The organism is Candidatus Aquicultor sp., assembly GCF_054640775.1.
Window position 1 is genome coordinate 1 of the sequence record NZ_JBTSLF010000064.1, and the last position, 14418, is coordinate 14418.

A 14418-nucleotide genomic window follows, 5' to 3' on the forward strand; every position below is an offset into this window, starting at 1 on the left:
AGCGCGATGGCCGCGGATTCTATGTCGATGTAAAAGACGGTCCCCCCGTAAACCGCCATAAGCCATCGGTAGATGTCTTATTCCGATCAGCCGCGCACTCAGCCGGGGCCAAGGCGATAGGCGTGATATTGACCGGAATGGGCAGCGATGGGGCGCAGGGCATGCTCGAGATGAAAGAGGCCGGGGCGTTTAATATCGCGCAAAGTAAAGAATCGTGTGTCGTATTCGGAATGCCCAAATCGGCGATAGAAAAAGGCGCGGTCGATAAGGTTGCTAGGATTGATTCGATGCCCAGTCTTATTATGCAGCAATTAAAAGCCGCAGGCTAATCTAACGACCGTCTTCTAGCAGACAACACCGCAGATTATCCTATAGCGATTTAAGAAGTCCTGGTAAAAGAACGGTACCAATACCCGACGGGGTACGGGCATAACATCTCGTTTTTAGTCCCCCTCCTTGTTTGCCCGGTGAGGCATTGTATACTTAAACCATGCGTCTGACGTTGGAGCCGATTTAAAATATTTTTTGCCGCACGCCCGGAAACGGAAAAATCAGGGCGAAACCATGTCCAAAAACAAACCCCTTGTCCTCCCATTTTATGACATATCAATAGATCTCAGCAGATAATAATTAGATGCGCAAATCCGCTTGAAATGCTCTTTTGTCACCTTGCGCAGGTCTGGACTTCTTTAAGACGGTTCGGTATAACGGACAACGAATTGCCAAAACCAGACAGTAAGGGGTGATTGTACTGAGACGAGTAGTGTTAACGTTCGCTCTGGCGTTGCTTTTAACAGTAACGCTATCCGGAGGAAACGCATTTGCGCTAACAAGATCGGAGGTGATAGGCCGAGCCATAGCCTGGACAGACAAACATGTCGCGTACAGTCAAGCCCGCACGTTCATGGGTTACAGAACGGATTGTAGCGGGTTTGTTTCCTATGCCTTGGGCCTAGGCAAGCCGGGCGCGACGACGAATACGTTATGGAACAAGACGTTTTCGCTCAGGAAAGAGGAACTTCAGCCCGGCGACGTGATGCTTGCTAAAGACAGGCACGTGGTTTTGTTTGCCGGCTGGGCAAACAGTAACCACACCAAATATGTTGCGTACGAGCAGGCCAGCTCGGTGGGTTCGGTGTGCCGCGTGATACCGTATCCCTACTATAACGGAAGCGGACGGTATGTCCCGAGGCGTTGCCGGGGCATAAGCGGCTCTGCGGTTGCTGTGAGCAGGGGCGGAGCAAGGGAGCCTAATCGATTCAGGCGCGCCGGAATGCCGCTACGTGTCATGTTTACACAACAGCAAAGCGATTTCAGTGGCGATGGAGTATCGGATCTTTCGTTTATCTACGATGGTTCAGGGGATAAGCGCTCGCTGTGGCGCTTCTACTCAAACAAATCGAGCTTTAAAGCTTCTAACGTATGGACGAGCACCCAGGGCACATTTGAGGCCTCGCGTACCAAACAAGCGTCCGGGGATTTTAACGGGGACAAAATCGCCGATACGGCGGTGTTTTATCGCAATCCCGATAATTCGACGGCCATCTGGATCTTTTACTCAAGACGAGGGAAAGCGCCGCAGTCCGTCCGAGTCTGGACCAGTAAGCCGGGCGCGTTTGATTGGGAGCATATGAAGATGGTATCGGGCGATTACAACGGTGACGGACGTTATGACCTGGCGTTCTTTTATGGTCCGCAGGGTAACCGGGATGCCATCTGGGTTTTCTTGACCAAAAAGAGTGGCGGTTTCTCTACCACTAAGTGGTGGTCAAGCAAGCCGGGCGGGTTTTCTCTAGACCGCGTTAAGCTCTCATCCGGCGATTTCAACGGCGACGGCCGGACCGATATCGCAATCCTTTACAACTACGTCAGCGGACCACCTGTGATATGGGTATTTACCGCAAAGCAAAAGGGCGGTTTTCAGGAGACACGGTGGTGGAAGGCCGGCTCCAGCACATTTCAGTTCAGCCGCGTAAAAATGGTGACCGGTTACTTTAACCGGGACGATAAGGCGGATCTCGGGGTCTTTTACAATGAGCCAAACGGCTCAAGCTCGCTGATCGCATTTACCTCAAATGGGTCGAACACGTTCAGCCCTAAGCAGATGTGGCGTAGCAAGATAGGCGGGTTCCAGTGGGACAAAGCCAAGGTCATGTCCGGCGATTTCAACGGCGACGGCCTATCCGACATGGCTTTCCTTTACGGATATGATGATGGGCATTGCGCTCTCTCAACGTTCTCGAACGATGCCGGAATCGGGTTTAAACAACGTAATTGGTGGTCGGGTACTCCTGGAGGCTATAGCTGGAGTCTCGCCATGTCCACGAATCAGGACTTAACCGAGGGCGTGGTAGTCCAGTAAAACGCAACGAACAGTACCGGTGGCCTGGGGCTCAAGCGAATGACCCCCGGCCACCGTTATGTAAAGATACCGCAGGATAATGCCGATATGTAACCTAATATTGTGCATATTAGAGGGGTAGTTGCGTGCTAACTAATATTGATGATAATGTGAAGCAGTTTTTTTCATTAAAAGAGCGGTTGTTTATCCTGTTGTTGGTGATGATCCTCCCGTTCATCGCATTCTCAATATATAAGGCGCTTAGCATTAACGATACCCTGGAAAAGCAGGCACAAACCGAAAGCCTCTTGCTTGCTAAAAACGTTGCACATGAGATCGATGATTATATCACCTCGACCGGTGAGTTCTTGATCCCGATCGCCAATAGCAAAGATGTCCGCACGCAAAATTACCTGGCGACTAGCGCGTGGTTTAAGAAAATCATCCCGAGCTATCCCTTTTACAGGAGCCTTACGTTCATCGATATGAACGGCAACATCCGCGCCTGGGCGGTGTCAGACCCGGCTGAGGCTAAAAATACGACGATGAATGTGCGCAACGAGGATTTCTTCAAAAAGGCCGTTGTCTCTAATGATGTTTCGGTTGGGGATTTTATGCATTGCATGCTGACCGGAAAGCCGGTCATCCATGTTACGTATCCGGTATTTAACTATGCCAACACAAGGGTTGGATTTGTTTCGACTTCGTTTGATATTAGGAAGATCCAGGGTAGGCTTATCCAGCTCAATGGCTCCAAGCATACGGTAGTGGACGTTGTTGCCAAAGATGGCACGATTGTCGCAAGGAGTCAGGAATCCGGTAAATACATCGGTCGCAATCTCTCACAGAACGCAGTCGTCAAAGCGATGACAGGAAAAACTGAGGGCGTGGATAAGGTAACAGGCCCCGATGGGATCACGAGGGTTTACGGTTTTGCGTCGACCACCAAGGTGCCGTGGTTTACCAGGGCCGGCGTTGATACCCGGTATATTCAAGACCAGGTAAAGGGACAGCTTGCCAATCATTTTGCGGTGTTTATTCCCCTGCTGCTCGTCGCGATTGCGGGCTGGCTATGGATCGGCCGGGAGGTGGACAGGCTGCATAAGAAGACCGAGTACATGAGCCTTGTCGATCCATTAACCGATCTTTGGAATTACCGGAAACTGTATAGCGAACTCGATCACGAAATAAATCGTGCTAGGCGCCAGCAGGAGAAGCTCTCCTTTGCCATGATCGATATCGATCATTTCAAGCATTTTAACGACAAGAACGGCCACCAGCAAGGCGATGAGGCGCTGCGTGCAGTCGCCAAAGTCATCGTCGGCGCCGTGCGTGATGTCGATTTCGTGTTCCGCTATGGCGGCGAAGAAATGAGCGTAATCTTGCCCGATACCGATAAGGCGGGCGCCCGGGTTGTCGCCGAGCGCATCCGCAAAGACGTCGAACAAGCATCCATCCCGGGTGCGCAAGAGCAGCCGTCGGGCAGATTGACCGTCTCAATCGGGCTTGCGACCTATCCCTATGACTCGATCTCAAAGGAAGGCCTCATAAAAACCGCTGATTCCGCCTTGTATAGGGCCAAGAGCAAGGGGAGAAATAGGGTAGAGGCATACGGCGATGACGACCTGAGCTGGGACGACGAACACTACCTCAACAGCGACTCCTACCTCGACGATTACGACGTCAAGGAGAATGATGAGGAAAAAGGCGAGGACGACGGCGAGTTTCGTCCTTTTAGAATGTGTGTTTAAACACCTCCCTCGATAATCCCTTGGATATTCTAACATCATCGAAATACTCTACAAGCATGGCTTTACAACTCGGCCTTTAGGCATTAGCATTGTATCTAGAGAGCAACGAGTACCCGAGCCATGAGATTAGAGGATTTAGTGAGTTTAGACGTAAGAAGCCCGCACGAACAAACAAACGATATACGGTCAAACTGCCCCCTTTCCTCAACCAAAACAAGTATTGACAAGTGCATAAAAGAGCACTGTTCGGCGTTTATCTCAAACACCGAGAAATGCTTTTATGTGATTGCCGCCGGCTTCGGCCTGGAGATTATAGAAAGGGACGGCCAAAAAGCTGAACATAACGTCCTTTTCATGCATGATTTCCAGGCTGTTTTTACGGAGCATTACGACCGTGTATGCAGGATTGCCTATCGTATGCTAAGAGACAGGGAGATGGCCGAGGATGTCGCCCAGGAGGTTTTTGTAAAGGCATATAAGAACGCCAGGACGGTGGAGCCCGGGATGCCGCTTGCAGCTTGGCTTTATAGAGTGACGACGAACCTCTGTCTGGATGAGCTGAGAAGGCGAAAGACGTTAATGATCGAGCCCCGTGCCGATTTTGATGTTGACGAGATTCATAAGAAATTTAAAATATGCCAGCCATCGAATCCTGAAATGGCCCTCGATGAGGTTGAGGATAGAATGTTAATCGGTAAGGTTCTTCAAAGTCTCCCACCCCATTATTGCCAGGCGTTAATTATGAAGTGCGTCGATAATCTCAGCTATGAAGATATCGCGTACGCTATGGATACCACGGTAGCGGGAATTCGCTCGATTATCTTCAGGGCGCGGAGACAGTTCATTAAGCTGTACATGGAACTCGCCGAAGAGGCAGGCCAAACCATAAACTTATCTGATCTTCCGGTATTAAACTAACGGCTGCAAAATAATCCCTAGCTTTGCTTCATTTTGTCCAGGAGTTTACTAAAATACAAGGCGTGCTCGCCCTCTACTTTGGACAGCCAACCGAAGATAAGAGCTATATTATCCAGGCCTTCTTCCTTGGCTTTCTGGGAGAACTCTTTGTACATCTTTTCCGATTCGTAGGTTTCGCCTTCTATGGACTCCCGCAGGTTATCAAGCGTTTTAGTGGCGCCTCCAAGCAAGTAGAGCAGGTGAGAGAGCGCATGCCAGGTCTCTTCATAGGAAAAGTTTAAGAACATTTCTTCGGCCTCTTTGTTGCCCTCAAGCCGCGCCAACTGCGTGAATAGAAGGTACCTGCGGTTTGCCTGCGATTCACCCGAGAAGGCTTTCTTGAGATTCTTCTCGGTTTCGGTACCCTGAACACTCTCGATTTGATCGACCTTAACGAACTCCTTGGAGCCGGCCCCGCAAACCGCACATTCTTCGGGCGGATTCATCCCGATCGTCAACATTCCACATTCCTTACATCTCCATATCATAAAAGAGACCTCCTTAATCTTTCTTTTATCGTTTATAGTTCACGTAATCATAACATAAAGTACTTGAATGCCCAGCCTTACTGGGTGAGATTGCCACACGATTGTATAGATATGGGTTGAGTGGGCTGTGATAAGTATAAGGGTTAAGGATAGCTTAATACATAAGTAATACCTGGTATGTAAAGGGCTAGGTGCTTGGGGCATAAAATAAGGCGGGAATTATGAACGTAAAGTGGAGGTGGTGTTCTTATGTGAATACTATGCGAACAGAGCGGGGTGTGGCACGCGGGTGGCGGGGTACTTGTCATTGCGGATTTAGTTCAGTATAATATGAACCGGCAGCGTGAGGCTGCCATACTTTATGTTAGAAGCCTGAACAGGCTTTTGGAATAGCATTGAAACTAAATATTATGGCGCGTTCGTCTAGTGGCCTAGGACATCGCCCTCTCAAGGCGGAGATCACGGGTTCGACCCCCGTACGCGCTACAAAGTCAGAAGGGCTGTAGTGAGAAACTGCAGTCCTTTTTGCTTGGAAATGTAACCAATTTGCGGACATACTATAAACCTAACACAATGTAAGCTGATGTTGGGTATATCTTGCCACTTGTACTGGTTTTACCACTTTTGCGCATATAGCCGACTATCAGTGTAGAGTTAGAAAAACCGAATTGATCTACAACAAGACCACAATAAAGAGAGGAAAGATTCCTCCCTTTATTGTTTCCTGTAAGCGGTAGATTATTTGATAATTCTAGTGCCATTGCTGAGTAGCACCTCCGGTATGCTACCGTTGCTGTTAAGGGTGGTGAAGTTGGTGTATCACCGAGTTAATATCGATATTTTATTTTTGTCTATGAGCAAACGCATAACTATATATGCCATTTGCTGATTTCAAGTAATAGCTGCCCGTTGTTCCCACAAAGATGGTTCCGTCTTTTGTAAATGTTGGAGAGACGGCGAGCGTTGAAATACCGATGTTATCTGGAAAATCACCAACCTGCCGCCAAGTCCTACCGGCGTTTTTTGAGCGATATGCCTCACTTGTGCTCCAAGCATACAACGTATTATCATGGGCAAAACTAGCTGATGCAATGATACCCTGTGTACCTGGAAAATGGTTATTTACAAGGGTCCACGTTTGTCCACCGTTTGTTGATCTATATAAGCCATTCTTGGTTACGGCAAAGAGGGTTTTATCCTTAACATAGTTTGACGACATTGCTGCCAGGTAAACAGAACGATCCTTCGGTGGGGTTATATTTGACCAGTTCTGTCCGCCATCGATTGACTTATAAAGAAAAGTTCCAGCGTTGAAATTGCTAGCAAACGTAACTGCAAGAACCGTACAGTCACGTGCATATGTAGGCGATATGATAATTGAATTAATTTCGGGTGGTGGAACATTAGGGTCTTTTATTAGCGCAGAACCGCTCCATGTTAAGCCGGCATCCGTTGATTTTAAGACTGCTCCTGTGGTGCCTGCAGCATTGGAACCAAAGAATATGGTTTTATCACGCGCAAAGTTCGGCGAGAATACGAGTGGTGTCCTCCCAGTGTTGGCATTGCTAAAGGTTTCGCTTATCATCCAACTAGCCCCACCATCAGTTGACCTAAAAAGAGCAAACAGTGAATCATTAAATATCGTTTTGTCAACTTCAAAGTTTGGGGAAACCGCAGATAGGTAACCAGGCGCAATAATCGACCAGGTTTTGCCCGCATCGGTTGTCTTTTCAACCCCGCGAGAGGTCAGGGCGAGGATTGAACAATCACGCACGTAGTTTTGTGAAGGGTAGATCGAGGTGATACCAACCTCCATCGGCCCGATGCTTGTCCACTCATTTAATTCAGCAAAGGCAGCTGAGGGTAAGTTTAGCAACAAAGCTAAAGAGAACAAAATGGTGAATAAAAGCAGTAATCTAGTTTTCAAACCAATTCCTCCTTAATGTAGCAGTACAACGACAGAATATATTCCCTAAATCTTACTCACAAATCATAAGGATTGTAGGAATATATTTTTCAGCGTTATGAAAGGTAGCTAAAAGCAGTGGCGATTGAATGTGCTGCTAGATAAGGTAATTTGCCATTCTTGTTGAAGTTACAGCTTTTAGTAACAATCCTTCTATGCTATAGATACAACCTAGGAATTATAGGCTTTTTATTTTGCACAAAACGAGAACCCGAGCAGGGGGCCTATTCCTGGGGAAAGCAAGCCCATAATTATCCAATAAAAAAAGCCCTAAGGAGGTTTAAGCCCGGAAGAGTTGGGAAAAAACTCTAACAAGATCGATGCAAATCACGGAGAAAGGACGAAGAAATGTTTTCCCTAAGAACTCTTTTCGGCGCTGAGCTTTCCCGGCATGAAGTTAATTACGGCCCTGGTTTTCGAAAAGGGCTTCTTCCGCGAAACAAGGCCAAAGTCTATCTGGTCGATTTTGCGGGATATGGATTGGCGAATCGTGAGGCCTATACTGCCGATCTCTCCCACGGGCAATCATCTCGATCCGCATAACGATGCCGTCAGTTCTTGTTAAGCGCATGCATATCCCCGATGTATGCCGCCCTTCACATTGTTAGGTGCTGCTGATCCCTATACCGATAATTTCTGTACTTCTTATATTTGCGTTTTTACCCACACAGATATCCCGTTTCTTCAGCGTTTGATAGCGACAGGCTTCCCTGCATGGAAAGAATTATGCGATTTTTGGGTAATATCCCTACAAAGGTAAGCAAGAATTCAATTCCAGGACCCACCATTATTTTTATGTGAGTTGATCGATTTTGAGGAAAGAAGCATGGGACGAGCCGCTCGAGAATATTCTTGAGGCGCTCGCCGAGGGAATTCTTATCATCGATAAGTACCGCCGGATAACATTCGTTAACAGTTCTGCCGAGATGATCATTGGTCTTGGCAGGAGTGAGCTTGTCGGCCGGGTCTATACCGAGATCGTATCTAGGATTGCCACACCCGAAGGTAAACCTTTTGCAGTTGAAGACCTTGCTTCGAGCGAGGTCATCCGGACCGGTAAGCCGGTATACGGTCGGGAGGAGATGTTCGAACGCCCGGATGGGTCAAAAGTAATCATTTCGGTAAACGCCATGCCGATTTATCGCGCGAAGCGAATAGTGGTGGGCGTGGTGGTATCTCTCACCGATATTACTGAGCGCAAGCTCGCCGAAGAGGCGATGAGGGCTTCAGAAGCTAACTACCGCGCGATTTTCAATGCCGCCAATGATGCGATTATTGTGCACGATATCAAAACAGGTGGGATTTTGGATGCAAACCGTAAAGCGGAAGAGTTATACGGCTATGCCGCTGAAGAAATCAGGCTACTAAATATCGTCGATCTTAGCGCCGGGAAGCCCCCCTTCTCTCAGGAGAACGCAAGACGATGGGTGGAAAAGGCCGCTAAAGAGGGGCCACAGCTTTTTGAATGGCTGGCTAAAGACAAGTACGACCACTTGTTTTGGGTAGAGGTCAACCTGAAAAAGGCGGTTATCGGTGGCGAAGAGCGAGTTTTAGCCGCCGTGCGCGATATTTCCGAGCGCAAGAAGCTCGAAGATGAGCGCATGCAGCTGGCCGAACAGGTGCAACTGCTGCTGGAGTCGACGGACGAGGGAATCTATGGCATCGATCTGGAAGGACATGCCACCCTCTTTAATAGGGCCGCATCAAGAATGACGGGATATTCGCCTGAGGAAGCGGTCGGTAAGAATGTTCACGAGCTACTTCACTATAAACATCCCGATGGGACACCATATCCTATCCAAGATTGCCCGGTAGTCAGGGCGTTCAGAGTCGGGCAGGGAGTGCGCATCGATGCCGAGGTGTTCTGGCGAAAAGACGGGACACCGTTTCCCGTCGAGTACTCATCCTATCCCATTATCGAAGGTGGGGTAATAAGGGGTGCGGTTGTAACGTTTACCGATATAACAAGGCGCAAGATGACGGAAGCGGCAGTCCGTGAGAGCGAAAGCAGGTATCGCAGTCTCTTCGAAGACTCCCCCGTATCCCTCTGGGAGGAGGATTTATCGGATATCAAGGCATATCTCGATGAGCTGAGAAGCAAAGGGATCGAGAATTTCAGGGAGCATTTCGACAGTCATCCCGAGACCGTTAAGCATCTGGTTTCCATGGTAAAGGTGGCTGATGTAAACAGGGCTACGCTTGATCTCTACAAGGCCACGAGTAAAAAAGAGCTAAAAGAAAATTTACGGGTTGTTTTTAGCGACGAATCTTATGAAACGTTCAAGGAGGAGACCATTGCGCTTGCTGAGGGCGCTACGAAGTTTGAAAGCGAGGCCACGAATAGAACGCTTACCGGTAAGCAGAGGAATGTTGTTTTGCGGCTCTTTATCGCTCCCGGTCATGAGAAGACATGGGGAAAAATATTTGTTTCGATCACCGACATAACGGAGCGTAAGCGCGCCGAGGAGTTAAGCAATGCGCTTAATAACATCAACTCTGCAATCAGCTCAACCCTTGATTTCGACGAGATCATGCAGCGGGTCGTCATCGCATCGGCCCAGGCGTTACGGGCAGATGTCGCGGCCATTGCGCTTCATGAAGACGACCACTGGGTGGCGAGGTACCTCTACGGCGCTGCCGTGGGACAAGCGGGTATGCAGCTAAGCGGTGAAGAGATCGCATATATATCCCGCGTACTGCGGGGGAAGAAATCCTTGGCTATCGGCAATGCCCTTGAGGATACGAGTTTCGATCCTGAATTGGCCAGGAGATATGGTATTAAGTCTATCCTGGCGGTTCCGTTATGGGTGAAGGATGAGCCGGTCGGCGTTTTGAGATTCGTCTATCACAAGACCGCCATAACCTTTACCGACGCCCAGCTTGATTTTGCGAATAAGTTATCGGTTTCGGTATCGCTCGCCATTGAAAACGCCCGTCTTTATGCTGCAGAGCGAAATATAGCGGACACCCTGCAAGAGGCCCTTTTGACCGTCCCCAAGCAGATCGAAGGGATAGATTTTGGGTACCTCTACCGCTCGGCAACCGAGACAGCTAAGGTCGGCGGCGATTTTTACGATTTATTTGAACTCGAGCACGGTAGGGTGGGCATAGTCGTAGGAGATGTTTCAGGCAAAGGACTGGAAGCTGCAACGTTAACCTCACTTGTAAAAACCACGATCAAGGTGTATGCGTATGAGGATTCTTCGCCTGCCTCAGTTATGGCAAAAACCAATGAAGTAGTCACCAGGGTCTCTGCATCCTCAATATTTATCACCGTATTTTTCGGTATTCTTGATACTGCGACCGGGGCATTAATGTACTGTAGCGCAGGTCATCCCCCGGCCATTCTAAAAAGGCACTCGGGTGAGACCGGGTTCTTAACTACAAGCTCCCCGGTCATCGGTGCGTTTCATGGGCTCAATTATATCGACGATCGGATAGTTCTTGAAAAAGGGGATATTGTGGTCCTGTACACGGACGGGGTGACCGAAGCCCGGTGCAGCTATGGGTTCTTTGGCGATGAGAGGCTTGCTAAGCTTGCCGATAGCTTGGGGCCTATGCACGTAAAGGAATTACCTACCGAGATATTTAAAGAGATCATGAGATGCACGGGTGGGCGACTCTCCGATGATATAGCCCTTCTCGCCATTTCATATTAACCGGTAGCTGCTACGTAATCGCCATGAGCTATCTGGCAATATCTAACTTTAGTAACGCATGGACATGGGGTAAACTCTCTGTATACACACAAGCGTGTGTTTCTTAGAGGGTGGGGGCTGAATGTCTTATTCATCGATAAAGCGTTTTCTAATCGGCAGGCCGCTTTCTACCGAGCGCCTAGCCGAGGAGAAGCTTCCCAAGAGGTACGCTCTAGCCATCTTCTCGTCGGATGCACTATCATCCACGGCATATGCAACCGAGGAAATCCTGATAGTCCTCGCTTTAGCCGGGGTGGGAGCGCTGCGTTTATCGTTGCCGATCGCAATCGCTATTGTGCTCTTGCTCGCAATAGTAGTAATCTCATACCGCCAGCTTATCGTTGCATATCCAAGCGGCGGCGGGGCGTATGTCGTTTCCAAAGAAAACCTTGGAGAGACGGCGAGCCTGGTCGCGGGGGCCTCCCTCCTTATCGACTATAGCCTTACCGTCGCGGTTAGTATCAGCGCCGGCATCGCGGCCATCGCATCGGCGTTCCCCGAATTATTAGAGTTCAAAGTGGAGTTGGCTTTGCTCGCGATTGTTCTTGTCGCGATGGCCAACCTGCGGGGCGTAAGGGAGTCGGGGAGGTTGTTCGCAATCCCGACCTACGCCTTTATCCTTGGGCTTACGTTGACCCTTGTGGTGGGATATTTCCGTTACTTGACAGGCCACATTACGCCATCCACCGGGCACGTCGTCAAAGCGATCGAGCCATTGACGCTGTTCTTGGTCTTGCGGGCGTTCTCATCCGGTTGCTCAGCGTTAACCGGAGTCGAGGCGATAAGCAACGGCGTACAATCATTCAAACCTCCTGAAGCGGTGAATGCCCGCACTACGCTTGTGTTGATGGGTCTTATTCTGGGAGTCTTATTCCTTGGGATAACGGGACTTGCACAGATTTTCAGGGTCGTGCCGGTTCCCACCGAGACCGTTGTCTCCCAGATCGTCCGAAACACCTTTGGACAGGGCACGTTTTACTATTACGTGCAGATCACCACGGCGCTTATCCTTACCCTTGCCGCCAATACCAGCTTCGCGGGATTCCCGAACCTGGCGTCGGTTATGGCCATCGATGGCTACCTGCCAAGGCAGCTCAAGACCAGAGGGTTCCGGTTGGCATATTCAAACGGGATTCTCCTGCTTGCGGTGTTTGCGGCGGTGCTCGTGGTGGCGTTCCGGGCGGATACGAACCGTCTGATTCCCCTCTATGCGGTCGGCGTCTTCACGGGATTTACGCTCTCCCAATTCGGTATGGTCAGGCACTGGCACAGGGAATCACAGCAAAACCCGGGTTGGTGGCATAGGGCGTTAATCAACGGTATCGGCGGTATCGCAACACTGGTCGTTACGCTGGTGCTGGCAATAACCAAGTTCATCGAAGGCGCTTGGATCGTTATAGCCATCGCACCAATTCTGGTGCTTATTTTTCGGCGTATACATAAGCACTATGTATTGATAGCAGCACAGCTCTCAATAGAGCAATTAAAGGCTGTTCCGCCCATAAAGCACAATATCGTCGTTTTGGTGTCGACGGTCCATATCGGCACGGTTCTGGCGATCCGCTATGCGAAATCCTTGAACCCTACGTTTATACGAGCGGTACACGTCGATATCGATTCCAATCAGACCGGTAAGGTCGAGAAGAAATGGGCGCAATTAGATTTCGATATACCGCTTGAAATAATCGAATCGCCATACCGCGATATCATCGGCCCGACAATCAGGCGTCTGCGTGAGATCGACAACGAGATGGAAGACGATATTCTCACCGTTATAATCCCGGAATTCGTAGTAAATCGCTGGTGGCAAATCTTTTTGCACAACCAAACCGCGCTCATTCTTAAAGCGTTGCTTTTCTTTTGGCGAAACGTCGTGGTTATTAACATCCCATACCATTTACGCTAGAAGCCTTACAGTGTGGTGCAGATAATGCTAGGGGCGCATTAGACTAAAAACGATTGTGCTTCCTCCACAGTATCGAAAAGTGAGATGCCGGAATCATTAAAGATGCCGAGGTAGGTAAGCTTCTTTGCGAGGTAGTTGTTGCTGCCGAGGACAACGGCCATGGTGGTGTTGCTCTGTCTTAGCATCGTCTGGTAAGAAATCAATAATCCGATCGCAGAGCTATCGAGAATTGCGATGGATGCCAGGTCGAAGATTACTCCTCTCGGGTTATTCGAGAGCGCCGTGAGCACCAGATCGTCGACCCGCTTCTTTTCCGAAATGTCGAACGCACCGGAAAAAACAAAAACTAAACTGCCCTTTTCTATAATATCAATAGTGAGCATCCACTTTATCTCCTATCGGTGTAGGCAACCAGTATATCATCAGCATAAGGCCCATGCTACCCTCAATATCAGGGAATTGAACGGGCAACCAAATCGAGTAATTATTCCAATAGTTTGATGACCATTACGGCCGCATCGTCATTTAGCTTTCCGCCACCGAAGGACTTCGCTTTCTCAATAATTGTGTTCGCCAGATCGTCGGCAGAAACGGAAGCATATTCCTTTACAATGTGCCCGAGGCGCTCGGTTCCAAAAAGCTCGTCATCTTTCCTGGCTTCGATGACGCCGTCTGTATAAAGAACGGTTATAGTGCCGGCCTCCAACTCTGTTGCGTAGTCTTCATACTTTGCATTGCCAAACGCCCCTATAGGAAGACCCCCGGTTTTTAGTTCGCTTATCTCGTCCGTCTTAGCGCTAAACACTAAGGGGGGCCAGTGGCCTGCATTGGCATACAGAAGCCTGTGCGTATTCACGTCGAGCATACCGTAAATTAGCGTTACGAACAATGTGGGGATAGTCTCGATAACCGCTATGTTGTTGACCCTGCCAACGACTTTGGCGGGGGAAGGCTCGTCATACGCAAAGGCCCTGATGGTATTCCTGATCCTGGACGCAAGGGTTGCCGCCTCTATGCCTTTACCTGAAACATCGCCGATGACTATGCCGAACCTCTGCTCGGCAATCTCAAAGAAATCAAAGAAATCCCCGCCGACCAGCGCCGCCTCCGTGGCGGATTGAAACTTAAGCCCGATCTCCAAGTGGTCCACTTTGCGTGCGATTACCGGTAAGAGATTTTCTTGAAGGATGGAGGCCAGATTTTTTTGCCGTTCGTAAAGCCCCGAGAGTTCCTTATTCCTTTGCTGGATTTCTCCTTGAAGCGCTAGCTGTTTCGCCTGGGCCGCCAGAATCTCGTCCTGCATGCGGTTAA

Annotated in this window: 11 protein-coding genes and 1 tRNA gene; 8 read left to right on the forward strand and 4 right to left on the reverse strand. The window is 49.3% G+C overall.

Annotated elements, in window-relative coordinates; translation table 11 throughout:
- The 4 genes from ACYC56_RS06975 to ACYC56_RS06990 all read left to right on the forward strand — a co-directional run.
- The coding region (locus ACYC56_RS06975) for a CheB methylesterase domain-containing protein (RefSeq protein WP_461373462.1) at positions 1 to 329 on the forward strand (329 nt) is incomplete at its 5' end.
- Between the two features lie 434 nt (positions 330 to 763).
- Positions 764 to 2362 carry an FG-GAP repeat domain-containing protein gene (locus ACYC56_RS06980; protein ID WP_461373463.1) on the forward strand — a complete coding sequence of 533 codons (1599 nt, stop codon included), beginning with the start codon at positions 764 to 766 and terminating at the stop codon, positions 2360 to 2362.
- Positions 2363 to 2487: 125 nt separating this feature from the next.
- Positions 2488 to 4092 carry a sensor domain-containing diguanylate cyclase gene (locus ACYC56_RS06985; RefSeq protein ID WP_461373464.1) on the forward strand — a complete coding sequence of 535 codons (1605 nt, stop codon included), beginning with the start codon at positions 2488 to 2490 and terminating at the stop codon, positions 4090 to 4092.
- Positions 4093 to 4212: 120 nt separating this feature from the next.
- Positions 4213 to 5010, forward strand: a complete 798-nt coding sequence (locus tag ACYC56_RS06990) for an RNA polymerase sigma factor (protein WP_461373465.1) — start codon at positions 4213 to 4215, stop codon at positions 5008 to 5010.
- 17 nt (positions 5011 to 5027) lie between these two features.
- Here the strand turns inward: ACYC56_RS06990 and ACYC56_RS06995 are convergent, their stop codons facing one another.
- The gene (locus tag ACYC56_RS06995; RefSeq protein WP_461373466.1) at positions 5028 to 5537 is read right to left on the reverse strand and encodes a ferritin family protein; all 510 of its coding nucleotides are present in this window, start codon (positions 5535 to 5537) and stop codon (positions 5028 to 5030) included.
- 412 nt (positions 5538 to 5949) lie between these two features.
- Here ACYC56_RS06995 and ACYC56_RS07000 point away from each other — a divergent pair.
- Positions 5950 to 6023: transfer RNA gene (locus ACYC56_RS07000), tRNA-Glu, on the forward strand.
- Between the two features lie 355 nt (positions 6024 to 6378).
- On the opposite strand, the gene ACYC56_RS07005 is transcribed toward ACYC56_RS07000, so the two are convergent.
- Positions 6379 to 7464 carry a sialidase family protein gene (locus ACYC56_RS07005; RefSeq protein ID WP_461373467.1) on the reverse strand — a complete coding sequence of 362 codons (1086 nt, stop codon included), beginning with the start codon at positions 7462 to 7464 and terminating at the stop codon, positions 6379 to 6381.
- 387 nt (positions 7465 to 7851) lie between these two features.
- Here ACYC56_RS07005 and ACYC56_RS07010 point away from each other — a divergent pair, with 387 nt between their 5' ends.
- The 3 genes from ACYC56_RS07010 (at position 7852) to ACYC56_RS07020 (ending at position 13107) form a co-directional block, all read left to right on the forward strand.
- On the forward strand, positions 7852 to 8046 hold the full coding sequence (locus tag ACYC56_RS07010) for a hypothetical protein (protein ID WP_461373468.1): 195 nt from the start codon (positions 7852 to 7854) through the stop codon (positions 8044 to 8046).
- A gap of 269 nt (positions 8047 to 8315) precedes the next feature.
- Positions 8316 to 11162 (forward strand): PAS domain S-box protein, encoded by a 2847-nt coding sequence (locus ACYC56_RS07015; protein ID WP_461373469.1) that lies wholly within the window; start codon positions 8316 to 8318, stop codon positions 11160 to 11162.
- Between the two features lie 121 nt (positions 11163 to 11283).
- Entirely contained in the window at positions 11284 to 13107 is a 1824-nt protein-coding gene (locus ACYC56_RS07020) for an APC family permease (protein WP_461373470.1), read from the forward strand.
- Positions 13108 to 13145: 38 nt separating this feature from the next.
- On the opposite strand, the gene ACYC56_RS07025 is transcribed toward ACYC56_RS07020, so the two are convergent.
- Both ACYC56_RS07025 and ACYC56_RS07030 read right to left on the reverse strand, forming a co-directional pair.
- Positions 13146 to 13490: an STAS domain-containing protein gene (locus ACYC56_RS07025; RefSeq protein WP_461373471.1), complete on the reverse strand. Its 345-nt coding sequence runs from the start codon at positions 13488 to 13490 to the stop codon at positions 13146 to 13148.
- A gap of 101 nt (positions 13491 to 13591) precedes the next feature.
- On the reverse strand, positions 13592 to 14418 hold an 827-nt coding region (locus ACYC56_RS07030; protein ID WP_461373472.1), incomplete at its 5' end, for a PP2C family protein-serine/threonine phosphatase.

Bases quoted from the DNA above. Each gene is read 5' to 3' on its own strand.
- ACYC56_RS07025 (WP_461373471.1), bottom strand. From the start codon at position 13,490: ATGCTCACTATTGATATTATAGAAAAGGGCAGTTTAGTTTTTGTTTTT.
- ACYC56_RS06990 (WP_461373465.1), top strand. From the start codon at position 4,213: ATGAGATTAGAGGATTTAGTGAGTTTAGACGTAAGAAGCCCGCACGAA.
- ACYC56_RS06995 (WP_461373466.1), bottom strand. From the start codon at position 5,537: ATGATATGGAGATGTAAGGAATGTGGAATGTTGACGATCGGGATGAAT.
- ACYC56_RS07010 (WP_461373468.1), top strand. From the start codon at position 7,852: ATGTTTTCCCTAAGAACTCTTTTCGGCGCTGAGCTTTCCCGGCATGAA.
- ACYC56_RS07020 (WP_461373470.1), top strand. From the start codon at position 11,284: ATGTCTTATTCATCGATAAAGCGTTTTCTAATCGGCAGGCCGCTTTCT.